Source organism: Qipengyuania citrea, from assembly GCF_009828015.1.
Taxonomy (GTDB): domain Bacteria; phylum Pseudomonadota; class Alphaproteobacteria; order Sphingomonadales; family Sphingomonadaceae; genus Qipengyuania; species Qipengyuania citrea.
The window spans coordinates 430,901-455,126 of record NZ_WTYG01000002.1 but is presented as its reverse complement, the minus strand read 5'-3'; the positions used below and the strand labels follow the sequence as shown (position 1 = coordinate 455,126).

Annotated in this window: 21 protein-coding genes; 7 read left to right on the top strand and 14 right to left on the bottom strand. The window is 66.1% G+C overall.

Going from position 1 to position 24,226, the window contains the following annotated elements; genetic code table 11:
* Positions 1-76: 76 nt before the first annotated feature.
* The 3 genes from GRI55_RS07715 to GRI55_RS07705 form a co-directional block, all read right to left on the bottom strand.
* Complete coding sequence (locus GRI55_RS07715; RefSeq protein WP_063505703.1) at positions 77-802, bottom strand: N-formylglutamate amidohydrolase; 726 nt, start codon at positions 800-802, stop codon at positions 77-79.
* Entirely contained in the window at positions 802-1,614 is an 813-nt protein-coding gene (locus GRI55_RS07710; RefSeq protein ID WP_160766736.1) for a 4-(cytidine 5'-diphospho)-2-C-methyl-D-erythritol kinase, read from the bottom strand. Before GRI55_RS07710 ends, GRI55_RS07715 begins: the two co-directional genes overlap by 1 nt.
* Positions 1,615-1,721: 107 nt before the next feature.
* Complete coding sequence (locus GRI55_RS07705) at positions 1,722-3,371, bottom strand: electron transfer flavoprotein-ubiquinone oxidoreductase (protein ID WP_160766735.1); 1,650 nt, start codon at positions 3,369-3,371, stop codon at positions 1,722-1,724.
* A gap of 83 nt (positions 3,372-3,454) precedes the next feature.
* Here GRI55_RS07705 and GRI55_RS07700 point away from each other — a divergent pair, with 83 nt between their 5' ends.
* The 4 genes from GRI55_RS07700 to GRI55_RS07685 all read left to right on the top strand — a co-directional run bounded on the left by GRI55_RS07700 (position 3,455) and on the right by GRI55_RS07685 (position 7,869).
* Positions 3,455-4,237 (top strand): uracil-DNA glycosylase family protein, encoded by a 783-nt coding sequence (locus tag GRI55_RS07700; RefSeq protein ID WP_237452450.1) that lies wholly within the window; start codon positions 3,455-3,457, stop codon positions 4,235-4,237.
* Positions 4,234-5,955 carry a lytic transglycosylase domain-containing protein gene (locus GRI55_RS07695; protein WP_160766733.1) on the top strand — a complete coding sequence of 574 codons (1,722 nt, stop codon included), beginning with the start codon at positions 4,234-4,236 and terminating at the stop codon, positions 5,953-5,955. Before GRI55_RS07700 ends, GRI55_RS07695 begins: the two co-directional genes overlap by 4 nt.
* The gene (moaB, locus tag GRI55_RS07690; protein ID WP_160766732.1) at positions 5,955-6,482 is read left to right on the top strand and encodes a molybdenum cofactor biosynthesis protein B; all 528 of its coding nucleotides are present in this window, start codon (positions 5,955-5,957) and stop codon (positions 6,480-6,482) included. The genes GRI55_RS07695 and moaB overlap by 1 nt, the downstream gene beginning before the upstream one ends.
* 277 nt (positions 6,483-6,759) lie before the next feature.
* Complete coding sequence (locus tag GRI55_RS07685; RefSeq protein ID WP_370873249.1) at positions 6,760-7,869, top strand: PA0069 family radical SAM protein; 1,110 nt, start codon at positions 6,760-6,762, stop codon at positions 7,867-7,869.
* 22 nt (positions 7,870-7,891) lie between these two features.
* Here GRI55_RS07685 and GRI55_RS07680 read toward each other — a convergent pair whose 3' ends face one another.
* The 7 genes from GRI55_RS07680 to GRI55_RS07650 all read right to left on the bottom strand — a co-directional run bounded on the left by GRI55_RS07680 (position 7,892) and on the right by GRI55_RS07650 (position 16,398).
* Positions 7,892-8,323, bottom strand: coding sequence for a DUF1330 domain-containing protein (locus GRI55_RS07680; protein ID WP_160766730.1), 432 nt, complete (start codon positions 8,321-8,323; stop codon positions 7,892-7,894).
* Between the two features lie 2 nt (positions 8,324-8,325).
* Positions 8,326-9,927: a long-chain fatty acid--CoA ligase gene (locus GRI55_RS07675; RefSeq protein ID WP_237452449.1), complete on the bottom strand. Its 1,602-nt coding sequence runs from the start codon at positions 9,925-9,927 to the stop codon at positions 8,326-8,328.
* A gap of 31 nt (positions 9,928-9,958) precedes the next feature.
* Entirely contained in the window at positions 9,959-13,450 is a 3,492-nt protein-coding gene (gene dnaE, locus GRI55_RS07670) for a DNA polymerase III subunit alpha (RefSeq protein ID WP_160766729.1), read from the bottom strand.
* A 167-nt stretch (positions 13,451-13,617) separates the two neighbouring features.
* Entirely contained in the window at positions 13,618-14,097 is a 480-nt protein-coding gene (locus tag GRI55_RS07665) for a glutathione peroxidase (RefSeq protein ID WP_160766728.1), read from the bottom strand.
* A gap of 54 nt (positions 14,098-14,151) precedes the next feature.
* On the bottom strand, positions 14,152-14,430 hold the full coding sequence (locus GRI55_RS07660; protein ID WP_063506580.1) for a hypothetical protein: 279 nt from the start codon (positions 14,428-14,430) through the stop codon (positions 14,152-14,154).
* 47 nt (positions 14,431-14,477) lie between these two features.
* On the bottom strand, positions 14,478-15,164 hold the full coding sequence (locus GRI55_RS07655) for an ABC transporter ATP-binding protein (RefSeq protein WP_160766727.1): 687 nt from the start codon (positions 15,162-15,164) through the stop codon (positions 14,478-14,480).
* Positions 15,157-16,398 (bottom strand): lipoprotein-releasing ABC transporter permease subunit, encoded by a 1,242-nt coding sequence (locus GRI55_RS07650; RefSeq protein ID WP_160766726.1) that lies wholly within the window; start codon positions 16,396-16,398, stop codon positions 15,157-15,159. The genes GRI55_RS07655 and GRI55_RS07650 overlap by 8 nt, the downstream gene beginning before the upstream one ends.
* Before the next feature lie 169 nt (positions 16,399-16,567).
* Between GRI55_RS07650 and purF the strand changes: the two genes are divergently transcribed.
* From purF to GRI55_RS07635, 3 genes are all read left to right on the top strand, one after another.
* Positions 16,568-18,040, top strand: coding sequence for an amidophosphoribosyltransferase (gene purF / locus GRI55_RS07645; protein WP_050601174.1), 1,473 nt, complete (start codon positions 16,568-16,570; stop codon positions 18,038-18,040).
* Entirely contained in the window at positions 18,040-18,750 is a 711-nt protein-coding gene (locus tag GRI55_RS07640; RefSeq protein WP_063512984.1) for an SDR family NAD(P)-dependent oxidoreductase, read from the top strand. The genes purF and GRI55_RS07640 overlap by 1 nt, the downstream gene beginning before the upstream one ends.
* 109 nt (positions 18,751-18,859) lie before the next feature.
* Positions 18,860-19,207 carry a PilZ domain-containing protein gene (locus GRI55_RS07635; protein WP_050601172.1) on the top strand — a complete coding sequence of 116 codons (348 nt, stop codon included), beginning with the start codon at positions 18,860-18,862 and terminating at the stop codon, positions 19,205-19,207.
* Between the two features lie 60 nt (positions 19,208-19,267).
* On the opposite strand, the gene GRI55_RS07630 is transcribed toward GRI55_RS07635, so the two are convergent.
* The 4 genes from GRI55_RS07630 to GRI55_RS07615 all read right to left on the bottom strand — a co-directional run bounded on the left by GRI55_RS07630 (position 19,268) and on the right by GRI55_RS07615 (position 24,152).
* On the bottom strand, positions 19,268-20,476 hold the full coding sequence (locus GRI55_RS07630; RefSeq protein WP_160767049.1) for a serine hydrolase domain-containing protein: 1,209 nt from the start codon (positions 20,474-20,476) through the stop codon (positions 19,268-19,270).
* On the bottom strand, positions 20,476-21,723 hold the full coding sequence (locus GRI55_RS07625) for an SAM-dependent methyltransferase (protein WP_160766725.1): 1,248 nt from the start codon (positions 21,721-21,723) through the stop codon (positions 20,476-20,478). The genes GRI55_RS07630 and GRI55_RS07625 overlap by 1 nt, the downstream gene beginning before the upstream one ends.
* 71 nt (positions 21,724-21,794) lie before the next feature.
* Positions 21,795-23,201, bottom strand: a complete 1,407-nt coding sequence (locus GRI55_RS07620; protein ID WP_160766724.1) for a cryptochrome/photolyase family protein — start codon at positions 23,199-23,201, stop codon at positions 21,795-21,797.
* Between the two features lie 6 nt (positions 23,202-23,207).
* A complete protein-coding gene (locus GRI55_RS07615) occupies positions 23,208-24,152 on the bottom strand; it encodes a metal-dependent hydrolase (RefSeq protein ID WP_160766723.1) in 945 nt (314 codons plus the stop codon).
* Between the last annotated feature and the right edge of the window lie 74 nt (positions 24,153-24,226).

Below are 24,226 nucleotides of genomic sequence, written 5' to 3'. Positions count from 1 at the left end.
AGCGCGAGAAAACCTGTCTTCGCGTCTTGGCGCGCGGTATCGACGCTCCGCAAACCGCAAACGACGAAGCGCCTCCTCAGACCTCGAGCGCGACGCGGCCCATCACATCGGCCAGCAGCGTCGCCCAGCGCGCCTGTCCAGCGGCGGTGCCGATCTGGTCCTGGCGGATTTCGACCGTGCAATAGGGGATGCCCTGCGCCTCGGCGTGGCGGTCCATCGTCGCATTGAGCTGCTTGCCGGAATAGGGCTGGTTGTCGCCCACATTGAGGCCCTGCTCGCCGAACAGGCGGATCGCATGGCGCGCCGCGCGGTCGTCCTGGTTGTAAAGCAGCGCGACTTCCCACGGGCGCTGTTCGTCGCTGGTGGCCATTTTCGGCGTGAAGCTGTGCAGCGCCAGGATCAGGCGCGGCTGGGCCCGCGCGATCAGTTCGGCCAGCGCGGCATGATACGGACGGTGGAACCGGTCCAGCCGGGCCTCGACATTGGCGCCGATATTGCCGGGGATCAGCGTCCCGTCGCTCTCGCTCGGCACCGCTGCGGGATCGTCCTCGCGCCGATGCAGGTCGCACACGAGGCGGCTGACCGTGGCGATATGCGCGGGCATGCCGTGGCGCCGGGCCAACCGGTCGGCAATGCCCTCGACGCCGATATCGACCGCGATATGCGCGTCGAGCAAGGCCGGGTCGATGCCCAGCTCTATGTCTTCCGGGACGTGGTTGGAGGCGTGGTCGGCGACGCACAGCAGCCCTCCCGGACGCAGGTCGTCAGCCGCGACCTGGCGGTAGGGGAGGTTGTCGATCATCATCGCAGGAGCCCTTTCATCTGCCACCAGCCCGTGTGGAGCTTGCCGATCTGCGAAGCTGCCGCGTCACGCGCCGCGACGCTTTCGTAGAGCGCAAAACACGTCGCGCCCGAGCCCGACATACGGGCGAGGATGGGCGATGTTCCGCCCAATTCCGCCAGCACCCCGGCGATCTGCGGACATAGCGAAATTGCCGGCCCCTCGAGGTCGTTGCGGCCCGCGATTGCCACGCTCCGCGCATCCCCGGCAGGCAGTGCGCCGCGGTCCTGGCCATCCCAGTGTCCGAACACCGGACCGGTGGCGAGCGGGAGGCGCGGATTGACCAGCAACACCGGGGTGCCGGCAAGGCTGTCGTCCGCCGCCTCCAGCTCGGTTCCGGTCCCCCGGCCGACACAGGTGCGGCTCTCGACGCAGGCGGGCACATCGGCGCCGAGCGCGGCGGCGCGCGCGTGCCAGTCCTCGGGCAGGCCGAAGCGCGCCTGCACCATGCGGAAGACCGCGCCGGCATCGGCCGATCCGCCCCCCAACCCCGCCGCGACGGGCAGGTTCTTCTCAAGAGCAACCGCCAGCCCATCGGCGCGCGGGAGCTTGCCCAGCGCCTTGGCGACGAGGTTGTCGAACGGATCGTCGAGCCCGCCGGCGAATTCACCGAAGACGGTGACGCTGTCCTGAGCCGCACTGCGCGCCGTCAGCACATCGCCCGTATCGACGAAAGCGAACAGCGTCTCGAGCTCGTGATAGCCATCCTCGCGCCGCCTGCGGACATGCAGCGCGAGGTTGATCTTGGCGTAGGCGGTCTCAGCAATGGCCACCCGCAGGCTCCCACGTCATTGCGAGCGAAGCGAAGCAATCCAGGGCGCTGCCGTGGATTGCCGCGTCGCTTCGCTCCTCGCAATGACAGAGCAAGCGACGCCGGCGATCACATATTCGGGTAGTTCGGGCCGCCCCCGCCTTCAGGCGTGGTCCATTCGATGTTCTGGTTCGGATCCTTGATGTCGCAGGTCTTGCAGTGGATGCAGTTCTGCGAGTTGATCTGGAACTTCATCTCGCCCGTGTCCTCGTCGGCAAGCCATTCGTAGACGCCAGCGGGGCAATAGCGGTTCGACGGGCCGTCGTATTCGGCCAGTTCGCTGGTCTTCTGCAGCTCCCAGTCGCACACCTTCAGATGGACCGGCTGGTCCTCGGCGTGGTTGGTGTAGCTGAAGGCGACATTGGTCAGCTTGTCGAAGCTCAGCTTCCCGTCGGGCTTGGGATAGGCGATCTTCTGATGCAGGTCGGCGCGCTGCAGCATCTCGTGGTCGCGGTGGTGCTTCATCGTGATCGGCAGGCCGATCTTGAGCGTGCGCATCCACATGTCGATGCCCGCCAGCACGGTGCCGAGGTCTTCGCCCCACTTGGCCACCGCGGGCTGCGCGTTCTTCACCTTCTTGAGCTCTTCGGCAATCCAGCTCGACCGGACCGCGGCGTCATAATCCATCAGCTCGCTATGCTTGGCGCCGCCGGCGATCGCCGCAGCGATGCTCTCGGCCGCCAGCATGCCGCTCTTCATCGCGGTGTGGCTGCCCTTGATCCGCGGGACATTGACGAAGCCCGCGGCGCAGCCGATCAGCGCGCCGCCGGGGAACGCCAGCTTGGGGACCGACTGCCAGCCGCCCTCGTTGATGACGCGGCCGCCATAGGCGACGCGCTTGCCGCCCTCGAGGATCGCCGCGATCGCCGGGTGGTGCTTCCAGCGCTGGAATTCCTGGTAGGGCGAGACATAGGGGTTCTTGTAATCGAGCGCGGTGACGAAGCCGAGCGCGACCTGGCCATTTGCTTGGTGGTAGAGGAAGCCGCCGCCCCAGGTGCCGCTCTCGCTCAGCGGCCAGCCCTGCGTGTGGATCACGCGGCCGGGCTCGTGCTTGGCGGGATCGATATCCCACAGTTCCTTGATGCCGAGGCCGTAGACCTGCGGCTCGCAATCGGCCTCGAGGTCGTATTTCGCCTTCATCTTCTTGGTCAGATTGCCGCGCGCACCCTCGGCGAAGAGCGTGTATTTCGCGTGGATTTCCATCCCCGGCTGGTAATCGCCCTTCTGCGAGCCATCCTCGGCGATGCCCATGTCCTGCGTCACCACGCCGGTAACCGCGCCCTGCTCGTCGAACAGCACTTCGGCAGCGGGGAAGCCGGGGAAGACCATCACGCCCAGGCCCTCGGCCTGTTCGCCCAGCCAGCGCGCCAGATTGCCCAGCGAACCGGTGTAATTGCCGTGATTGCCCATGAAGGGCGGGAGGAGGAATTCGGGCAGGTCGGACTGGCCGGTTTCGGACAGCACCCAGTGGTGGTTCTCGGTCACCGGGGTTTCCGCCATCGGGCAGTCCATGTCGCGCCATTCGGGCAGCAGTTCGTCCAGTGCCCGGGGGTCGACCACGGCGCCCGACAGGATGTGCGCACCGATTTCGCTGCCCTTCTCGAGCACCACGACCTCGAGGTCCTCGTTGATCTGCTTCAACCGGATTGCCGCTGCCAGGCCGGCGACACCGCCGCCGATGATGACGACGTCGCAGGGCATCGATTCGCGTTCGCTCATGACTCTCTCTTTTCGTCGCGTAACTTGTGAGAGTGCCTTGATTGGTGGCGCTATTGAGGTCAAGACCTGCGGACCGAGGAATGATGCACGCCGATCCCCTGAACACACGCGATTTCATCGCGCTGGAGAGCCTCGAAGGCGCGCTCGACTGGTGGCGCGAGGCCGGGGTCGATGCCGATTTCGCGGATGAGGCGAGCGGCTGGCTGGTCGAGCCCGAGAGCGAGAATGCCGTAGCGGCCCCGCCCCCGCCCGCCCCGCCGCCGATCCAGCGCAAGACCGCGCTCGAACGCGCGCTCGAACAGCCCGGCGCCCCCTCGCTCGCAATCGACCCCGCAGCCCTGCCCGCCACGCTCGAAAAATTTCGCGAATGGTGGATGACCGACACCGCACTGGCCGAAGGCGCGCTCGACCGCCGCGTGCCGCCGCGCGGGGTCGCCGGAGCCCGGCTGATGATTGTCCTGCCGCAGCCGTTCGACGACGATGGCGATGGCCTGCTGACCGGCGGCGCCGCCCCCTTCTGCGCGGCCATGCTGCGCGCAATGGGGATCGCCGAGCACGAGGTCTATTTCGCCAGCGCGCTGCCCGCGCCGATGGCCATGCCCGAATGGGACCGACTGGCGGCAGCCGGCCTGGGCCAGGTCCTGCGACACCACATCGCGCTCGCCGCGCCGCAGCGAGTCCTGCTTTGCGGCCGCGCGCAGCTCGCGCTGTTCGGCATCGCGCCCGAACAGGCGCGCGAGCCGTTGTCGGTCGATTGCAACGGCTCGCCCCATGCGCTGCTGGCCGCACCCGACCTGCGCAATCTCGCCCGCTCGGCCGTGCGCCGGGAGAATTTCTGGAACCGCTGGCTGGACTGGACCCGATGATCCTACGCCCCCTCGCCGCCGCTGCTCTAGCGGCATCCGCGCTCGCCTCGGCCGCGCCCGTGATGGGCCAGGGCAACAGCGTCGACTATTTTACCCGGTCGCACGCCGCCGCTCTGCCGCAGCTGCTGTCGGCTGACGAGCGCGGCTATTACGCTTCACTGTTCGCCGCGATCGAGGCGCGCAACTGGGACCGGGTCGAAGTCATGCTTGCCGGCCGCAGCGAAGGGCCGCTTCATGGCGCCGCGCTGGCGGCCTACTATCTGCACCCCGAAAGCCCGCGGATCGAACTGCCGCGGATCGAGGCCTGGCTGGCGCGCTATGCGCAGCTGCCGCAGGCCGAAGCGATGGTCCGGCTGGGCCAGACGCGCGGGCTGGAAAATCCGCCGCGCCTGCCCGGCGCACGCGATCTCGTCCGCCAGCCGGGGTCGAGCAAGCGCATCCGCCCCGGCACGATCAACGACGGGACCATGCCCGCCAGCGTGCGGGCCGCGATCCTCAAGCATATCACCAATGACGATCCCGACGGCGCCCGGCTGCTGCTCGACGGGGTCGATGCCACGCTGAGCCCGCAGGCGCGCGCCGAATGGCGCTATCGCGTCGCGTGGAGCTATTACATCGAGAACCAGGATGCGCAGGCCTGGGCACTGGCGGATACCGTGCGCGACAATGGCAGCGGCCCGTGGGTCGCCGAGGGCGACTGGGCCGCAGGGCTCGCGGCATGGCGGCTGGGCGATTGCGACAAGGCGGCCGAGGCGTTCCAGCGCAGCGCCGCCGCATCGACCAATCCCAACCTCACTGCCGCTGCGCATTACTGGGCCAGCCGCGCCCTGATCCGCTGCCGCTTCCCCGAAAAATCCGACGAACAATTGCGCGGCGCGGCGCGCTTCCCCGAAACGCTCTATGGCATGCTCGCGCATGAGCAACTGGGCCGCGACTTGCCCGAAACGCACGCCCAGCCCGACCTGACCGAAGCCGACTGGCGGCGGCTGCGCGATGAAGATGCGGTCCAGCAGGCAGTCATGCTCGCCGAAATCGGACGGCGCGACGAGGCGGCGGACGATCTGGTCTGGCTGGTTCGCACGGGTGATCCCGACGATTACCCCGCGCTGTCGCGGCTGGCGCGCGCACTCGGGCTGACCGGCGCGCAGACCTTCATGGCCTATAACGCGCCGCGCGGCGAAGGCGCGCATCCCAGCCTGCGCTACCCCGTCACCTTCCGCACCCCGGTGGGCGGCTGGCGCGTCGACCCGGCGCTGGCTTTTGCGCATGCGCTGCAGGAATCGAATTTCCGCGAACGCGTGGTCAGCCCCGCGGGCGCGATCGGGCTGATGCAGATCATGCCGATCACGCAGCGCGAATATGCCGCCTCGATCAACATGAGCAGCAATGCCGATCTCAAGGACCCCGCGGTCAATCTCGCCTTCGGCCAGCGCACGCTCGAATCGCTGTCGACCGCGGGCTATACGCAGGGGCGGCTGCCCAAGATCATGGCGGCCTACAATGCCGGTCCCTCGCCCGTGGCGCGCTGGGAAAGCGAAATCCGCGATGCGGGCGACCCGCTACTCTACATGGAAAGCATCCCCTATTGGGAAACACGCGGCTATGTCGCGGTGGTGATGCGCAATTACTGGATGTATTTGCGGCAGGCCGATGCCCCCGCGCCCAGCCGGATCGACCTGGCCGAGAACGACTGGCCGCAATTCCCGAAGGTGCGCTGATGCCGATCGATGAAAGCCGCCCGTTCCAGCCGGTGCGTATTGCGCTGCTGACCGTCTCCGACACGCGCACGCTGGCTGACGACAGCTCGGGCGACATCCTCGCCACGCGCATCGCCGATGCCGGGCACGAACTCGCCACGCGCGAGATCAGCCGCGACAGCAAGAACGAGATCGCCGCACACCTGCACCGCTGGATCGACGATGAAATGGTCGATTGCGTGATCACCACCGGCGGCACCGGGCTCACCGGGCGCGACGTCACGCCCGAAGCGCTCGACCGCGTGAAGGACAAGGACATTCCCGGCTTCGGCGAGCTGTTCCGCTGGCTCAGTTACGAAACGATCGGCGTCAGCACCATCCAGAGCCGCGCCTGCGCCGTGCTTGCGCGCGGCACCTATATCTTCGCGCTGCCCGGATCGAACGGCGCGGTGAAGGACGGCTGGGACAAGATCCTCCTCCACCAGCTCGACAGCCGCTTCCGCCCCTGCAATTTCGTCGAACTGATGCCGCGGCTCAGGGAACGATAGGCACCAAGTATCCTCCCCGTTCTGCGTCCGCCAAATGGGAGATGGATGAGGCTAGCAGCCGCAAACCGAGGGGCACTGGCCCGACCAGGACGCTTCGAACCCCATCCACCCCCGTCACCCCCGCGAAGGCGGGGGTCCCGCTAACCTTGGGAACGCGAAACAGCAGCGGGTCCCCACCTTCGCGGGGATGACGGAACGATTGAAGAGCGCGGTAGGTTGCCGCGCTAGCCCGCTGCCACCGACCACTTCCGACTGGCGCACTACTCGTGTTCTATATATGTTCTCGTGCATGGAACGACGACTCGCCCCTGCCCTATCAGGACGCGGTGCGCAGGGCGCAGCGGTGCCAACACGCTTCGGCCTCGCCACGCGCGAGGAAGACGGCGACTGGCGCGATCATATGGAGCAGCTCGCCGTACTGGAGGGCGATGCTACGCCCAAACTGCGCACCGAAGTGACCGAGGAATTCCCGCGCACGATCCTCAGCTTCAACCAGTCGCCCGATGTGCCCTTCGACCGCTCGGTCAATGCCTATCGTGGCTGCGAACATGGCTGCGTCTATTGCTTTGCGCGCCCCACGCATGCCTATCACGATCTCTCGCCCGGGCTCGATTTCGAAACCAGACTGTTCGCGAAGCCCAATGCGGCCGAGCTGCTGCGTGCCACGCTGGCCAAGCCCAAATACCGCCCGCGCCCGCTGGCGATGGGGACCAATACCGATCCCTACCAGCCGATCGAGGCGCGCTACCGGATCACGCGGCAGGTGCTCGAAGTGTGCCTCGACGCGCGCCATCCGGTAACGATCACCACCAAATCCGACCGCGTGCTCGCCGATCTCGACCTGCTGGCCGAACTGGCCGAGCGGCGGCTGGTGGCGGTGGCGATCTCGGTCACTTCGCTCGACCCGAAACTGTCGGGCAAACTCGAACCGCGCGCGGCGGCCCCGGCCAAGCGGCTGCAGGCGCTGGGGAGGCTGGCCGCTGCGGGGGTGCCGACGCATTGCTCGGTCTCGCCGATCATTCCCGCGATTACCGACGAGTTCATGGAGGAGATCGTCCAGCGCGCGGCCGCGCTCGGGGTCGACAGCGTCGGCTGGATCCCGCTGCGCCTGCCGCACGAGGTCGCCCCGCTGTTCCGCGAATGGCTGTCGGTCCATTATGCCGAGCGCGGAGACAAGGTGATGAGCATCGTCCGCTCGATCCGAGGCGGGCGCGACAACGATCCCGATTTCAACACGCGCATGAAGCCCAGCGGCGTGTGGGCCGACCTCTTCCGCGCGCGCTTCCGCCTTGCCTGCAAGCGCGCCGGAATGGGCAAGGCGAAGTTCGAGCTGGATTGCACGCAGTTCAGGCCGCCCACGTTGGGCGGTCAGATGCGGTTGCTATGACATTTTCCCCAATCCGCGGAGGCTAGAACCCCTCACCTGCCTCGCTTGGCGCAAAGCGCATCAGGCGGCTGTCGACCAGCGCGGCGGTGCGGTTGACCACTGCCTGCTGGTATTCAGGGTCCTTGATCATTTCAAAGAAGGCGCCGGCATTGGGATAGTGCGCAATGAAGCCGTCGTGCCAGCGCTTGGCATCGGGACCGGTGACCATGGTCTGGAACGCACCGCGCCAGACTATGGTGCCACCCACGCGGCGGAAGATCGGGCCGCTGGTCTTGCCGTATTCCTCATAGGCGCGCCGCCCGCTCCAGCCCTTGCCGACGTGTTCGTGACCTTCCGGATATTCCGCCTGCTCGCGATATTCGAGCAGGTTGAGCATGTGGATCGGCTCGTCGCGCGGCAGGTCCTTGAACGCCTGGAAGTTCGCGGGGCTCGGATCGATATAGCTGCTGGCCATGGTCAGATCTCCAGCGCGTAGTCGCTGAACCGGTCGCGCAGATCCTTCTTGCTGATCTTGCCCGTCGCGGTGTGCGGGATGTCGTCGACGAATTCGACCGCATCGGGCAGCCACCACTTGGCGACCTTGTCGGACAGGAAATTGATCACCTCTTCCGCGGTGACTTCCTTGCCTTCCTGCTTGACCACGAACAGCACCGGCCGTTCGTCCCACTTGGGATGCATCATGCCGATCGCGGCGGCTTCGGCGACCGCCGGGTGGCCCACCGCGGCGTTTTCGAGTTCGACCGAGCTGATCCATTCGCCGCCCGACTTGATCACGTCCTTGGTCCGGTCGGTTATCTGCATCGTGCCGTCGGGATGCAGGATCGCCACGTCGCCGGTGTTGAACCAGCCGTCCGCATCGATCGCGTCTTCCTCGGCCTTGAAATAGCGCTTCACCACCCAGGGCCCGCGGATATGCAGCGCGCCCGAGCTTTCACCATCGCGCGGCAGTACCTTGGTCGGATCATCGAGATCCACCGTGCGCAGTTCCACGCCGAAGATCGGACGACCCTGCTTCATCGTCTTCTCGACCTTCTGGTCGAAGGTCAGCTGGTCCCAGTCGGCCGTGGGGCCGCCAACGGTGCCGATCGGCGAGGTCTCGGTCATCCCCCAGGCATGCTGGACGCGCGTGCCGTTCTTCATCAGCCGTTCGATCATGAAGCGCGGCGCGGCCGAACCCCCGATCGTCGCCGCGCGCAGCTTGGGCAGTTCGAGATTGTTGGCGTCGCAATACTGGAAATGCGCCAGCCACACTGTGGGCACACCCGCCGAATCGGTGACCTTTTCGGTCTTCATCACCTCGTCGAGCACCGCCGGGTCGTTGACCGCGCTGAAGACGAACTTGATCCCTGCCATCGCCCCGGCATAGGGCAGGCCCCAGCTGGCCGCGTGGAACATCGGCACCACCGGGAGCATCACCGAGGACGCGGTAAAGTTGAAGGTCGACGGCTGCAGTCCGGCCAGCGCGTGCAGCAGCGTCGAGCGATGCTCGTACTGCACGCCCTTGGGGTTGCCCGTGGTACCGCTGGTGTAGCAGATCATGCAGGGATCGCGCTCGTCGCCGTCAACCCATTCGAAATCGCCATCCTGCGCGCCGATCCAGTCCTCGAAGCTGGTGGTGTGCTCGCCGCTGTCGAAGCAGATGTAATGTTCGACCGTGGGCCATTTGTCGCGCATCTTATCCACGATCGGCTGGAACGCCGCATCGTAGATCATCACCTTGTCCTCGGCATGATTGACGATGTATTCGAGCTGGTCCTCGAACAGGCGCGGATTGCAGGTGTGCAGCACGCCGCCCATCCCCGCGACGCCGAACCAGCTGACCAGGTGGCGCGCGTGGTTCATGGCGAGGCTGGCAACCTTGTCGCCCTTGCCGAGGCCCAGCGCCTGCAGCGCCTGGCTCATCTTCTTCGCATCCTGGCGCACGCCCGCCCAGTCGGTGCGGGTCTCGCTGCCATCCGCCCAGCGGGTGACGATTTCACGGTTCGGGGCTTCCCGGGCTGCGTGGTCGATCACATGCGAGATCCGCATGCTCCAGTCCTGCATCGCGCCAAGCGACATATGTATTCCTCTCACCCAATCAGGTCCCAGATCAAGCGACGAGGCGCAGGTTTGCCTTCCCCCGTCGCGCGGTTAATTGCACCTTGGCAAGGCCGGGCACGCTTGCCAAGCGTTCGGCGAGCTCGCCGTCGATAGAAAATGTTCGGCCCAGCCGCACGACAGGCGGGGTGGGGTCGCCGGTGAGCAGCGTTGCGACCGCCTCGTCGCCCCCCTGCCCGCCCTCGCCCAGCGCCAGCGCCAGCTGGGTCACCGCCTCGACACTCTCGACCTCCAGCGTCAGCAGCATCGCCATGCTCCCGCGCACCGCGTCGAGCGGGACCGCCCCGCGCACGGTGATCCGCGGCGGTTCGTCGGGGCTCGGGCTGTCGAGTTCGACATCGAGCTTCACGCAGGTGCCATTCCTGGCCCATTCGAGGAACTTCTCGACCAGCCCCTCTTCGAAACAGGCGGCGCTGAACTGGCCGGAGGCGTCGGAGAAATCGGCGCGGATGAAGGGCTTGCCGCGCTTGGTCGTACCCTTGCTGGCGCCTTCGACCTGCACCGCCATCACCGCGCCCATGCGCCCGCCACCGGGCACGCCGCCGGACATCAGCGAGGCGTGCGAACGTGCGCCTTGCGCGCTGGCGATCTCGCGATAGGCGGCGGTAGCATGCTGCTTGAAGGAGAAGCCCATGGTCTCCTTCTCGCGGGCGCGCGCCTCGCTGAGCGACCAGTCTTCCGCGTCCTTCAGTCGCAGATCGTCATCGACCGCTGCATCTTCGCCGCCGAACAGGCCCGCCTGCCCGCTCGAGCGCTCGCGCTCGGCCGCGTCGGCCACGGCCAAGAGCATGTCCGCATTGGCCATCAGCTTGGCGCGGTTGGGTTCGAATTCGTCGAGCGCGCCCGCGCTGATCAATGCCTCGAGCTGGCGCGAATTCATCGATCCCTTGGGCAGGCGTTCGAACAGGTCCTTGAGGCTTTCGAACCGGCCCGCCGCCTCGCGTTCCTCGACGATCGCTTCCATCGCGCGTTCGCCGACATTGCGGATGCCCGCCAGTGCGTAGCGCACGGCGTAACCGTCGTCGGTCTGCTCGACGGTATATTCGGCCTCCGAATGAGTGAGCGAGGGCGGCAGCACCGTGATCCCGCCGCGGCGCGCGTCGTCGACGAAGATCGCCAGCTTTTCGGACTGGTGCATGTCGAAACACATCGAGGCGGCGTAGAATTCTTCCGGGTAATGCGCCTTGAGCCACGCAGTCTGGTAGGCGAGCAGCGCATAGGCGGCGGCGTGCGACTTGTTGAAACCGTAGCCGGCAAACTTGTCGATCAAATCGAACAGCGCATTGGCCTCGGCCTTCTCGATCCCGCTGACTTCCTTGCATCCGGTGACGAAGCGTTCGCGCTGGATGTCCATTTCGGCCTGGACCTTCTTGCCCATCGCGCGGCGCAGCAGATCGGCGTCCCCGAGCGAATAGCCGGCAAGGATCTGCGCCGCCTGCATCACCTGTTCCTGATAGACGAAGATGCCGTAGGTCTCGGCCAATATGCCTTCGAGCTTGGCATGCGGAAACTCGATCGCGACCTCGCCTGCCTTGCGCTTGCCGAACAGCGGGATGTTGTCCATCGGGCCCGGGCGGTAGAGCGAGACGAGCGCGATGATGTCGCCGAAATTGGTCGGCTTCACTGCAGTCAGCGTGCGCCGCATGCCTTCCGATTCGAGCTGGAACACGCCCACCGTGTTGCCCGCCTTCATCAGTTCGTAGACCTTGGGATCGTCGAGCGGCAGCTGCGATAGATCGATGTCGATCTCGCGCCGCTTAAGCAGATCGACCGCCTTCTTGAGCACCGACAGAGTCTTGAGCCCGAGGAAGTCGAACTTGACCAGTCCCGAGCTCTCGACATTCTTCATGTCGTACTGCGTCACCGGCATGTCCGAGCGCGGATCGCGGTAGAGCGGCACGAGCTTGGCCAGCGGCCGGTCGCCGATCACCACCCCCGCCGCATGGGTCGAACTGTTGCGCGGGAAGCCTTCGAGCTGCATCGCCAGGTCGACGAGGCGCTTCACCTCGTTGTCGTTGTCGTATTCGTTCTTGAAATCGGCGGCGCCATTGAGCGCGCGTGGCAGCGTCCACGGGTCGGTCGGGTGATTGGGCACCATCTTGCACAGCCGGTCGACATGGCCGTAGCTCATCTGCAGGATCCGCCCCGTATCGCGCAGCACCGCGCGCGCCTTGAGCTTGCCGAAGGTGATGATCTGCGCGACGTGGTCGTGGCCGTATTTCTGCTGGACGTAACGGATCACCTCGCCGCGTCGGGTTTCGCAGAAGTCGATGTCGAAGTCGGGCATCGAGACGCGTTCGGGATTGAGGAAGCGTTCGAACAGCAGGCCGAGCTGGATCGGGTCGAGATCGGTGATCGTCAGCGCCCAGGCGACGAGGCTGCCCGCGCCCGAACCACGCCCCGGTCCCACGGGAATATCGTGGTCCTTGGCCCATTTGATGAAGTCGGCAACGATCAGGAAGTAGCCCGGGAAACCCATCTGGTTGATGATGTCGACTTCGAACTGCAGCCGGTCGAAATAGACCTTGCGTTCCTCCTCGCTCATCTCGCCATAGGGTTCTAGCCGGGCCTCCAGCCCCTTGCGCGCATCTTCCTCCAGCGCGCGCGCCTCGCCTTCGAGGTCGCCAGCGAGGCTGGGCAGGATCGGCTTGCGATAGGGCGGCGCATAGGCGCAGCGCTGCGCCACCACCACGGTGTTTTGCACCGCTTCGGGCAGGTCGGCGAAGGCCTCCTCCATCATGTGGTAGGTCTTCACATAGCTTTCGGGGTTCGACCGCGTGCGTTCCTCCGCATCGACATGCGTCGAGCCGGCAATGCACAGCATTGCGTCATGCGCTTTGTGCATGTGCGGCTCGGCGAAATTGGCGGGATTGGTCGCCACCAGCGGCAGGTCGCGCGCATAGGCGAGATCGACCAGCGCGGCTTCGGCGCGCTCCTCGACCGGATCGCCGCGCCGCGCCAGTTCGATGTAGAGCCGGTCGGGGAACAGCGCCTGCAGGCGGTCGAGCAGGGCCTCGGCATGGCTCTGTTGGCCTTCGGCAAGCAGCCGCGTTACCGCGCCTTCGCTCGCACCGGTGAAGGCGATCAAGCCGTCGGTGCGGCCATCAAGGTCGCCGATCCGGACGTGCGGTTCGAATTCGAGCGGGCGTTCGAGATGCGCCTTCGACACGAGATGGCACAGATTGTCGTACCCAGCCTCGTCCTGCGCGTAGAGCGGCAGGTAATCGACCTGCTTGCCTTCCGCCCCTTCGTCGCGGCTCGGGCGCGCCACGCCCAGCAGCGTGCCGATGATCGGCTGGATGCCTTCGGCCTTGCAGGCATTGGCGAACATGACCGCGCCGTAAAGCCCGTTGCGATCGGCAATCGCGACAGCCGGAAAGCCGCGTTCCTTGGCCAGCTTGGCCATTGCCTTCGGATCGATCGCCCCTTCCAGCATGGTGTAGGCCGACAGGATACGGAACGGGACGAAGGGCTTGAACGACATGCGTACCAATATGCGGCGCGGGAGGGGATTCGCCAACCCGCGCGCGCCGCGCTTTCCTCCGTTCCGTCATCCCTGCGAAGGCAGGGATCCAGATAACGGAAACGATCCGCCGGAGGCTGGATCACCGGGTCCCTGCCTAGGCTGAGATGACAGTCCTTGCCCGGGAGCTACAGCAGCTTTTCGATATCCCTGGCGATACCTTGCGGCTTTTCCGCCGGCCCGTAGCGTTCCACCACGCGGCCTTCGCGGTCGATCAGGAATTTGGTGAAGTTCCACTTGATCGCCTTCGATCCCATCAGTCCGGGCTGTTCGCGCTTCATCCAGTCGAACAGCGGGCTGGCATTGTCGCCATTGACGTCGACTTTCGCCATCAGCGGAAAGGTCAGCCCGAAATTGACCTTGCAGAATTCGGCAATCTCGCCCGCATCGCCCGGCTCCTGCCCGCCGAACTGGTTGCAGGGAAAGGCAAGCACCTCGAAACCGCGGTCGCCGAACCGCTGGTACAGCTCTTCAAGCCCGTCATACTGAGGGGTGAAGCCGCACTTGCTGGCGGTGTTGACCACCAGCAGAACAGTGCCAAGCTTGTCCTTCAGCTCAAGCGGTTCGCCCTTGTTGGTGGCGACGGTGAAATCGGCGATGGTGGTCATGCTCTTGCAGTTTCCTGTGTCGATAGCGCGGGCGCAGCCAAGCGCGGCGCCGCGTCACTCACGCGGGAAATCGGGGCGCTTGGACAGTTCCGCGATCTCCGCGGCATGGTATTCGCGGTCGCCCGCCTTCTCGATGTAATAATCGGCGCGTTCTTGCTCGGGCAACAGCATCAGATGGCGGACCAGTTCGGCGAAGCTGCCGCTGCGCAGGCCCTTGGCACCGTCGAGCACGCCATTGCCGTCGCCGGTGTGGTGCAGGCTGGCGCGGTCATCCCATTGAATGCCGCCGTGGTGGTCGTGGTCGCCCTTGAAGGTGCTCGGATGGTCGGTCATGAAAATCTCCTTTGCCCGACCAACGAGCGAAGCGCGCTACGGGTCCGCTATTCGAGCACACCTTCATGCAGCCGCACGACGCGGTCCATCTTCTGCGCCAGCCGCTCGTTATGCGTCGCGATCAGCGCCGCGCTGCCCTCGCCCCGGACAAGGCTGAGAAACTCGCCCAACACCCTGTCGGCAGTCGCTTCGTCGAGATTGCCGGTGGGCTCGTCCGCCAGCACCAGATCGGGCTTGTTGGCCAGCCCGCGGGCGACTGCCACGCGCTGCTGTTCGCCGCCCGACAGCTGGCTGGGGCGGTGTTCGAGCCGATGGCCGAGCCCCAGCGCGACGAGCAGTTCTTCCGCCCGTGCCTCGGCTTCGGCGCGCGGCCTGTCCGCTACCAGCTGCGGCAGGACCACGTTTTCCAGCGCATTGAAATCGGGCAGCAGGTGATGGAACTGGTAGATGAAGCCCAGGTGTTCGCGGCGCAGCACGGTGCGGGCATGCGAATTCGACTTCTCGGCCGAATGGCCGGCTATCATGATCTCCCCGCCGAACCCGCCTTCGAGCAGCCCGACCGCCTGCAGCAGCGTCGACTTGCCCGATCCCGACGGCCCGAGCAGCGCGACGATCTCACCCGGGCGAATCGCGAGGTCGACCCCGCGCAGCACGTCGATCCGCTCGCCGCCCTGTTCGAAGCTGCGGGTGAGCCGCTTGAGCTCGACCACCGGTTTCACGCCGGGACTATTCATAACGCAGCACCTGCACGGGATCGGTGTTCGCCGCCTTCCACGCGGGATAGAGCGTAGCGAGGAAACTCAGGCCCAGCGCGAGCAGCACGATCATGGTCACTTCGCCGCCGTCGACCTTCGAAGGGATGGTGGTGAGAAAGCGGTATTGCGGATCCCACAGATCCTGCCCGGTCAACGCGCCGATCGCCTGGACGATCTGCTGCCGCCCGGCGAGAATCGCGAAGCCCAGCGCGAGCCCGGCCAGCGTCCCGATCGCGCCCACGGTGAAGCCGGTGGTGACGAAGATCTTCATCAGGCTCTGCCGCGTGGCGCCCATCGTCCGCATGATCGCGATGTCGCGCGTCTTGGCCCGTACCAGCATCACGAGGCTGGAGAGGATGTTGAACGCCGCCACCAGCACCATGAAGCTGAGCGCAAACGCCATCGCCGCGCGCTCGACCTGAAGGGCGTCGAATAGCGTCGCATTGATGGTCTTCCAGTCATTGACAACGGCGCGACCCGACAGCGACTGACTGAGCGGCGCAAGAATTTCACCGACCTCGTCGGCATTCTCGACCGTGACCTCGATCATCTGCACGCTGTCGCCGATCAGCAACAGCGTCTGTGCGTCCTGCATTGGCATGACCACGAAAGCGCCGTCGTAGTCGTAGACGCCGACCTCGAAAATCGCGGCGACCTCGTAGCCGATCTGACGGGGCATGGTACCGAACGGAGTCGAGCGCCCTTGGAGATTGATGACGGTGATCGTGTCCCCGACGCGGGCACCGATATTCTCCGCCAGCCGCACACCTATAGCGAGTTTTCCGGCACCGGCCTGCAGCTCGCTAAAATCTCCGCTGATGGTCTTGTCGGCAAGTTCGGCGAGATCCTCGTCGGTGTTGCCGCGGACCGAAACCCCCTGAATGCGGCCATTGAAACTGATCGCCAGCGGCTGTTCGATCAGCGGGCTCGCATCGACCACCCCCGGTGTCGCGCGCACTTCCTCGAGAATGTTTTCCCAATCGTCCAGCCGCCCGCCGTAGGCCTGGACGATGGCATGGCCGTTGAGGCCGACGATCTTGTCGAGCAGTTCGGCGCGAAAGCCGTTCATCACGCTCATCACCACGACCAGCATCGCCACCGACAGCATCACCACCCCGATCGAGATGCTCGCCACCAGCGCGATGAAGGCCTCGCTCTTGCCCGGAAGCAGATAGCGTTTGGCGATTGTCCATTCGAAGGGGGAGAGGATCAAGGCGGCCCTGATTGTTGCCTGCGGATGGAGCCGCGTTTAGGCAGCCAATCCTTGCTGCGCAATGAAATCGTGTGGCCGCTCGCGGCATTGGTCGCACTGCCCTTGTAATCGAGGCGTAACACCGCCATTGGGCGCGCATCCCGATCAGCTTCGGCGGACAGGCCTTTCGATGAACCTCACGCACCCGTTTCTAGACGAGGATGGCGACAAGTTGCGCGAAGAGTGCGGCGTGTTCGGCGCGGTCAATGCGACCGATGCCTCCGCCGTCACCGCGCTCGGCCTCCATGCATTGCAGCATCGCGGGCAGGAAGCCGCGGGCATCACCAGCTTCGACGGGGCCGAATTCTACACCCGCCGCGGGCTCGGCCATGTGGCGGAGAATTTCTCCAGTCAGGAAGCGATCGCCGAACTGCCCGGCATGATGGCGGCGGGCCATGTCCGCTATTCGACCACCGGCGGGTCGGGCCTGCGCAATATCCAGCCGCTCTATGCCGACCTCGCCAGCGGCGGTTTTGCAGTAGCGCACAATGGCAATATTTCGAACGCGGGCATGCTGCGCGAGGACCTCGTGCGGCGCGGGTCGATCTTCCAGTCGACCAGCGATACCGAGGTCATTATCCACCTCGTCGCCACCAGCCGATATCCTACGATCATGGACCGGCTGATCGATGCGCTGCGGCTGCTCGAAGGCGCCTATGCGCTGATCGTCATGACGCCGGAGGGCATGATCGCCTGCCGCGATCCGCTGGGCATCCGTCCGCTGCAGATGGGCCGGATCGGCGATGCCACGCTGTTCGCGTCGGAGACCGTCGCCTTCGACGTCGTCGGCGCCGAATTCGTCCGCCAGGTCGAACCCGGCGAAGTAATCAAGGTCGATTTCGACGGCAATGTCGATTCGCTGCATCCCTTCGGCAACCATTCGGCGCGGCCCTGCATCTTCGAGCATGTCTATTTCAGCCGCCCGGATTCGGTGTTCGACGGGCGCAGTATCTATGCTGCGCGCAAAGCGATCGGCGCCGAGCTTGCGCGCGAGACTCCAGTCGAGGCCGATCTGGTCATTCCCGTGCCCGACAGCGGCGTGCCCGCGGCCATCGGCTATGCGCAGGAAGCGGGGATCCCGTTCGAACTGGGGATCATCCGCTCGCACTATGTCGGCCGCACCTTCATCCAGCCGAGCGACGGCGCGCGCCACGCCGGCGTCAAGCGCAAGCACAATGCCAACCGCGCGCTGGTCGAAGGCAAGCGCATCGTCCTGATCGACGACAGCATCGTGCGCGGCACCACCAGCCTGCAGATCGTCGAAATGATGCGCGAGGCCGGGGCCACCGAAGTGCATTTCCGCGTCGCCAGCCCGCCCACCGCGCACAGCTGCTTCTACGGCGTCGACACGCCCGAGCGCAGCAAGCTGCTCGCCGCGCGGATGGACGTCGAACCGATGCGCGAATTCATCCGGGCCGACAGCCTCGCCTTCGTCTCGATCGACGGGCTGTACCGCGCGGTCGGCGAAAAGCCGCGCGATGCCGCCTGCCCGCAGTTCTGCGATGCCTGCTTCACCGGCGATTATCCCACTTCGCTGACCGATCTCGCCCGGCGCGACGACAAGCAGCAGCAGCTTTCCTTCCCTCCCGAACAGGTCGCCTGATGACGAAACCGCTCGACAACCGCCTGGCCCTGGTCACCGGGGCGAGCAAGGGAATCGGCGCCGCTACCGCGCAGGCGCTGGCCGCAGCCGGCGCCCATGTGGTGCTCACCGGGCGCGACGTACGCGCGCTCGAAGCGGTCGAGGACACGATTCATGCCGCTGGCGGCGCTTCCACCATCGCACCGGTCGATCTGGCCGAAAGCGACGGGATCGCGCGGCTCGCTTCGGCAATTGCCAGCCGCTGGGACAAGCTCGACGTGCTCGTCGCCGCAGCCGCCTACCTCCCCGCGCTGACCCCGGTCACGCAGATCGACGGCAAGCAGCTGAGCCAGGCGCTGACGGTCAATTTCCTCTCGACCCAGGCGCTGCTCGCCAATTTCGACCCGTTGCTCAAACGCGCCGAAGCGGGCCGCGTGATCGGCCTGACCAGCAGCGTCGGGGCGAGCCCGCGCGCCTATTGGGCGGCCTATGGCACGACCAAGGCGGCGTTCGACAACCTGCTCGAAAGCTATGCGCAGGAGGTCGAGAAGACCTCGAAGGTGCGCGTCGCGCTGGTCGATCCGGGCGCCACGCGCACGGCCATGCGCGCCAAGGCCTATCCGGGGGAAGACCCGCAGACGGTCAAACCGCCCGAAACCGTGGCGGAACGGCTCACCCAATTGCTGGTCGAGGGCTTCGACGGGTTCCACCGCGAACGGGTCGAAGCCTGAGTTAACCAAGTCCGGGAACGCCTTGGCCACCTTGATCGATCATATCCGCTGCCTGCGCGCCCGAATGCGCGCCAGGACCAAGCGGGACAGATCGAAAAGGGGCGCCGCCATGATCCACCAGTCGCAGGATCGCTATTCACTCGCCGCGCAGGAAGATCGCAGCGCGCCGCGCGCGAAGCTGGCCATTCCCGGCCAGTTGCGCGCGAGCGGCGGCCGCGCCTTCCAGACGGTCGTCCACGACCTGTCGGTATCCGGCTTTTCCGCCGCTGCGCTCAACCGCATGCACGAAGGGCAGCTGTGCTGGCTGACCATGCCCGGACTCGAATCGCTCCAGGCGCAGGTCGTGTGGTGGGAAAAGAGCATGGTCGGATGCGCGTTCAGCGAATTGCTGAGCCCGCTGGTGCATGACAGCATCCTCGCGCGGTTCGGCGACCCGAGCTACCAGCGCCCTTTCTGAACGCCCATTCCGGTCAGGTGGTGACGGCGTAGCCCTTGCCGGGACGCCGCCACCGGCCGGTTACTCAGCCGCCGCGACGATCTTGCCGATCAGAGCGCGAAAGCCGTCGCGGTTCGCGCTGCTGGTCGCGGTTTCCCAATTGCTGACCACGGCCACCACCAGTTGTTCCTGCGGGACGATGGTGATCGCCTGGCCGAAGATGCCCTGCGCGCCATACATGCCGCCGGGATAGGTCCACCACTGGTACCCATAGCCGAAGCCGGGCGCCTGCGGTGCGAAGTCAACCAGCGGCGAACCGGCGGTGGCGAACCAGCCTGCGGGTACGGTGCCCGCCCCGCCCTCCAGCGCGAACTGGCCCATGCGCGCATAGTCGGCCAGCCGCAGCGACAGGCAACAGCCACCGATGTTGCCGCCGGTGAGGTCCTGCATCCAGAACAGGCCACCTTCGAAGCCCGCGGGTTCGACGATCTTTTCCGCGGCATAGGCGGCCAGCGACTGGCCGGTCGCCTGTTCGACGATCAGCCCGAGCAGATTGGTTTCGAGCGTTTTGTAGACCCACTTTTCGCCAGCGGGCGCCTCGCGCGTCAGCGTGCGCGCGTAGGTGACCGCCTGCGATTCGCCCGCAACCGGGGCAACCGCCAGCATCTTGGCAACGTCGCTGTCGGGATCGGTGTAATCCTCGTTCCATGCCACGCCCGAGGTCATGGTGGCGATCTGGCCGACGCTGACGCCGTCATAGGCGGTGCCCGCCAGTGCGGGGATGATCTCGGTTACCGGCGTGTCGACACTGGCAATCGCACCATCGGCGATCGCCGCCCCCAGCAGCGTGGACGTGAAGCTCTTGGCGACCGAGAAGCTGGTCCAGCGTCCGGTCGGGCCGAAACCCAGACCGTAATCCTCGAACAGCACTTCGCCGTCCTTGAGCACCATGAGGCCGGCAGCCTGCGTTTCGGCCATGTATTCGCGCAGTTCGGCCTGCAGCGAGGCAGGCAGCGGCGCTGCGCTGCGCGGCAATTCGCGAACCGTACTGGCAGGCGCGACCTCGAGCCCGGGGAACGATCCTTCCATGTCGCGGAATACTGCCGAGCGGCGCTCTTCACTCCAGAACAGGATCGAGTCGCTGGGATCGAGGCTGGCCATCTGCTCAGGCATCGACTGGGTCATTGCAGGCGGCGGAACCGCCGTCGCCGTGGCGGTGCCAGCATCGCCATAGGCCGTGCCGCAGCCGGCCAGCGCCAGTGCCGCCACCGAAATCATAAGTCCGCGCATCATTTCTCTCCCTCTTTCACCAGTGTAACCTGGTGGACGTCGATCCCGCCCCCGCGGAACCCGCCTTCGCAATACATCAGATAATATCGCCACAAGTCGCAGAATTCCCGATCGAAACCCTGCGGCAGGCGATCCTCCGCCACCGCCCTATCGAAGTTCCGGCGCCAGTGCAGCAGCGTATCGGCATAATCGTGGCCGAAATCGTGCTGGTCCTGCCATGCAAGTCCGCGTTCCTCGGCAAGGCGGCGAAATTCGCTGGTGCGGATCAGCAGCCCGCCTGGGAAGATATAGGCCTGGATGAAATCCGCACTTCGCGCATAGGCGTCGAACAGATAGTCGCGGATCGAGATATACTGGATCGCCGCGCGGCCCCCGGCGCGCAAATTGCGTGCGATGCAGTCCATGAAGGTCGGCCAGTATTCGCGGCCCAGCGCCTCGACCATTTCGGCGCTGACAATGGCGTCGTAGCGGCCGTCGCAGTCGCGGTAATCCTGCTTGCGGAACTCGGCCACGTCCGGGTGATGGCTGCGCGCCCACTCCAATTGCTCGTCGGACAGGCTGATCGCGGTCACCCTGCGGCCCTGTGCGGCCAGGCTTGCCGCCAGCGCGCCCCAGCCGCAGCCGATTTCGAGCACGCTGGGCGCCTCCCCGATCCGGCCGGCAAGCGCACCGCACTTGCGCCGCTGTGCCGCCTCCAGCCCGTCGTCCGCCGGGGCCAGCGCCGAGGAATAGCTCATCGTCGGGTCGAGCCAGGCAGCGTAGAAATCATTGCCCAGATCGTAATGCGCGCTGATGTTCTTCTGCGCGCCCTGCGGGGTGTTGCGATTGAACAGATGCGCCAGCTTCAGCGCGTGACGGAACGGCCCCTTGGCCCGCGCGGTATCGCCCAGGTGCTGCGCATGCTGCATGAACAGGGCGAACAGCGGCACCGGATCCGGGCTCCACCATTCGCCGGCTTCCCAAGCCTGGTACCAGCCGACCGACCCATTGCTGGCCAGCCGCACCAGCGCGTTCCAGCTGCGCAGTTCGACCGTGCATTCGAAGCCCGGCGAACGCCCGCCGACGGTGCGCCGCATGCCGTCGGGCAGCGTGGCATGGATCGCGCCGCTGACCAGTGCCCGGTCGATCCGGTCGATGATCTTGCCGATGCCGGGCGCCACCAGCCGCGCGACCAGACCGGGCCTGCGAACGAAACGCTGCGATCCGGCGACAAGCTCGCGCCCGCGGGAGGTGGTCGGCATATCCATCGTTCGCGCTATGGCTCGGCGATCTGTCGTTCACAAGCCCGCGGCATGCACCGATGCGCCGCGGCGGCGGATCAGCCCTTCGCGCTGCGATAGGCTTCCAGCGCGCGCTCGCGCGCTTCGCGGTGGCCGATCACCTTGGCCGGGTAATCGCCGCGCCGGTCTTCGGGAGGATCGTGGATCTCGTCATCGCCAAGCCCGGCCAGTTCGGGGACATATTCACGGATATAGCCTGCCGCGTCGAACTTCTCGCTCTGCGTCAGCGGGGCCATGATGCGCACGAACATGTTGCTGTCGACCCCGGTGCCCGAAATCCACTGCCAGTTGACGCCGTTGTTGCCGTAATCGGCATCGACGAGGCAGTCCCAGTACCACTGTTCGCCGAAGCGCCAGTCGATCAGCAGGTGCTTCACCAGAAAGCTGGCGCAGATCATCCGCACGCGGTTGTGCATCCAGCCGGTCTGCCACAGCTGCCGCATGCCCGCATCGACCACCGGATAGCCGGTCATGCCTTTCTGCCAGCACGCGAAGTCCTGCGCGATCAGATGCCCCGCATTGGGGTTCCGCCACAGCGTGCGCTCGTCGTAGTCACGGTAGCTTTCGCGCGGGTAGTCGGGGAACTGGTCGATCACGTTCTGCGCATAATCGCGCCAGATCACTTCCTTGGCGAAGGTCTTCCAGCCGTCGCTGCGGTTGTCTTTCAGCCTGTGCCAGACCTGCGCGGGGCTGATCTCGCCCCAATGCAGATGCGGCGAGAGGCGGGAGGTGGTGTCTTCGGACGGGAGATTGCGGCCCTCGTCGTACTCGCCCACCACATCGGCCCACCAATCGAGCCGGTCATGCGCCGCCTGTTCGCCGAAGTCCCAGAATTCGCGAATACCGCCGGCCCAGTCGGGCTTCGTGGGTAGGAGCGACCAATCAGCCAGTTCGTCGCTGTCGGGCCAGCTATCGGGCGACGACAGCGTTTCCGGCACGGGCAGTGGGTCGCGCGGAGGCATAACCTCCAGCATGGATTTCGCAAACGGGGTGTAGATCTTGTAGGGATCGCCCGACCCGGTGGTCACGCTGCCCGGGGGAAGCAGGTAATTCCCATCGTAGAGGCACAGTCTGCGCTCCTCACCCCCCAAACCCGCAAGTGCGTCGCGCAGCTCGTCTTCGGCTTCCTTCCACCATGGCTCGTAGTGGCGCATCGCGTGGATGCAGGTGGCGCCGGTTTCGTCGGCCAGCGCGGCAAGCACCTGCGGGGCGTCGCCCCGGCGCAGCACGATCCGCGAATTGCGCGCGCCATAGCTCTTGCCGAGGCCGTCGAGCGAATGATGCAGCCAGACCTTCGACGCCCCGCCATAGGCATGGTCGCCCGCGCGGTCGTCGTCGAGGACGTAGACCGGAATGACGGGTCCGGCTTGCGCGGCGGCATACAACGCGGGATGATCGGCCATGCGCAGATCGCGCCGCAGCCAGACGATGTGGGGTGCAGTCATGCCGTTCTAACCGCCGGGTGCTGGCGTGGGTTCCGTTTGCACGCCGGGGCAGACCCCCGCGGGCAGTTCGACCGAAAAGCGATCGCCGACCCGCGGATCGTAGAAGCGCGCATCACGCAGCCACAGCGAGCCATCCTCGCGCGGCTCGATCAGCGGGGTGCGTGCCCAGAACAGGAAAGCGTCGACCGCGCTATCGCCTGCCCGCACCGCTGCCAGATCGCACCGGTCGAGCGGGACCCCGGGCAGCGTGGTGTCTTCGCCGAGCGTGTACAGCCCGTTGCCGCCGCTGATCATCTCGCGCGCGAGCGGGTTGAACGGCACCGGGCTGGCGATCACGGTTGCGGTGCCGGTCGGGCTGGCGTCGAGCGCGTTTTCGTCGGCCGCGGTGATCACGGCGTTGAGCCCGATATAGGCGAGCGCCGCCGCGAGCGCCGCGCGTGCCGGCCTGCGCCACTCCCCACCCCGCTTTTGCCGCCGGAGCGAGAACCATGTGGCAAAGCCCATCAGCAGCCACAGCCAGATATCGATGATGAACAGCGTGTCGCCGTAGAACCAGCGCGAGGAAAACGGCTCGAGCAAACGGATGCCGTAGACATTGAGCCAGTCGAGCGCGGGATGCGTCAGGCAGCCGAGCAGCGCTAGCGCGTAGAGCCACTTGAAGCTGACCGGGAGCCGTGCCTCCGGGCGCTTGCCGCGTTTCGCCTGCCAGCGGTCGAAGCCGTAGAGCAGGCCCGCCAGCATCAGCGGCAGCAGCAGCATGGCGGGCGGACCATGCGTGATGCCGCGGCGGAAGCCGAGGTGTTCGACCCCGTCGAGCCAGAAGAAACAGGCCGCATCGACATCGGGCAGATTCGCGCCGATGATCAGCGCGGGCATTGCCAGCCCGGTCTTCCGCTTGAGCCCCGCCTGCCCGATCAATGCCCCGACGAGGCTGTGTGTGAGATTGTCCATTGCGCGCGAGTGATAGCCCGCCCCGCCCAAAAGGAAAGGGCGGCAGGTTGCCCCGCCGCCCTTGTCCAGCCGAT

Bases quoted from the DNA above. Each gene is read 5' to 3' on its own strand.
- GRI55_RS07700 (WP_237452450.1), top strand. From the start codon at position 3,455: ATGCACGCCGATCCCCTGAACACACGCGATTTCATCGCGCTGGAGAGC.
- GRI55_RS07625 (WP_160766725.1), bottom strand. From the start codon at position 21,723: ATGGATATGCCGACCACCTCCCGCGGGCGCGAGCTTGTCGCCGGATCG.
- GRI55_RS07705 (WP_160766735.1), bottom strand. From the start codon at position 3,371: ATGAGCGAACGCGAATCGATGCCCTGCGACGTCGTCATCATCGGCGGC.
- GRI55_RS07715 (WP_063505703.1), bottom strand. From the start codon at position 802: ATGATCGACAACCTCCCCTACCGCCAGGTCGCGGCTGACGACCTGCGT.
- purF (WP_050601174.1), top strand. From the start codon at position 16,568: ATGAACCTCACGCACCCGTTTCTAGACGAGGATGGCGACAAGTTGCGC.
- GRI55_RS07675 (WP_237452449.1), bottom strand. From the start codon at position 9,927: ATGTCGCTTGGCGCGATGCAGGACTGGAGCATGCGGATCTCGCATGTG.
- GRI55_RS07655 (WP_160766727.1), bottom strand. From the start codon at position 15,164: ATGAATAGTCCCGGCGTGAAACCGGTGGTCGAGCTCAAGCGGCTCACC.
- GRI55_RS07660 (WP_063506580.1), bottom strand. From the start codon at position 14,430: ATGACCGACCATCCGAGCACCTTCAAGGGCGACCACGACCACCACGGC.
- dnaE (WP_160766729.1), bottom strand. From the start codon at position 13,450: ATGTCGTTCAAGCCCTTCGTCCCGTTCCGTATCCTGTCGGCCTACACC.
- GRI55_RS07685 (WP_370873249.1), top strand. From the start codon at position 6,760: ATGTTCTCGTGCATGGAACGACGACTCGCCCCTGCCCTATCAGGACGC.
- GRI55_RS07640 (WP_063512984.1), top strand. From the start codon at position 18,040: ATGACGAAACCGCTCGACAACCGCCTGGCCCTGGTCACCGGGGCGAGC.
- GRI55_RS07615 (WP_160766723.1), bottom strand. From the start codon at position 24,152: ATGGACAATCTCACACACAGCCTCGTCGGGGCATTGATCGGGCAGGCG.
- GRI55_RS07695 (WP_160766733.1), top strand. From the start codon at position 4,234: ATGATCCTACGCCCCCTCGCCGCCGCTGCTCTAGCGGCATCCGCGCTC.
- GRI55_RS07630 (WP_160767049.1), bottom strand. From the start codon at position 20,476: ATGCGCGGACTTATGATTTCGGTGGCGGCACTGGCGCTGGCCGGCTGC.
- moaB (WP_160766732.1), top strand. From the start codon at position 5,955: ATGCCGATCGATGAAAGCCGCCCGTTCCAGCCGGTGCGTATTGCGCTG.
- GRI55_RS07680 (WP_160766730.1), bottom strand. From the start codon at position 8,323: ATGGCCAGCAGCTATATCGATCCGAGCCCCGCGAACTTCCAGGCGTTC.
- GRI55_RS07665 (WP_160766728.1), bottom strand. From the start codon at position 14,097: ATGACCACCATCGCCGATTTCACCGTCGCCACCAACAAGGGCGAACCG.
- GRI55_RS07635 (WP_050601172.1), top strand. From the start codon at position 18,860: ATGATCCACCAGTCGCAGGATCGCTATTCACTCGCCGCGCAGGAAGAT.
- GRI55_RS07620 (WP_160766724.1), bottom strand. From the start codon at position 23,201: ATGACTGCACCCCACATCGTCTGGCTGCGGCGCGATCTGCGCATGGCC.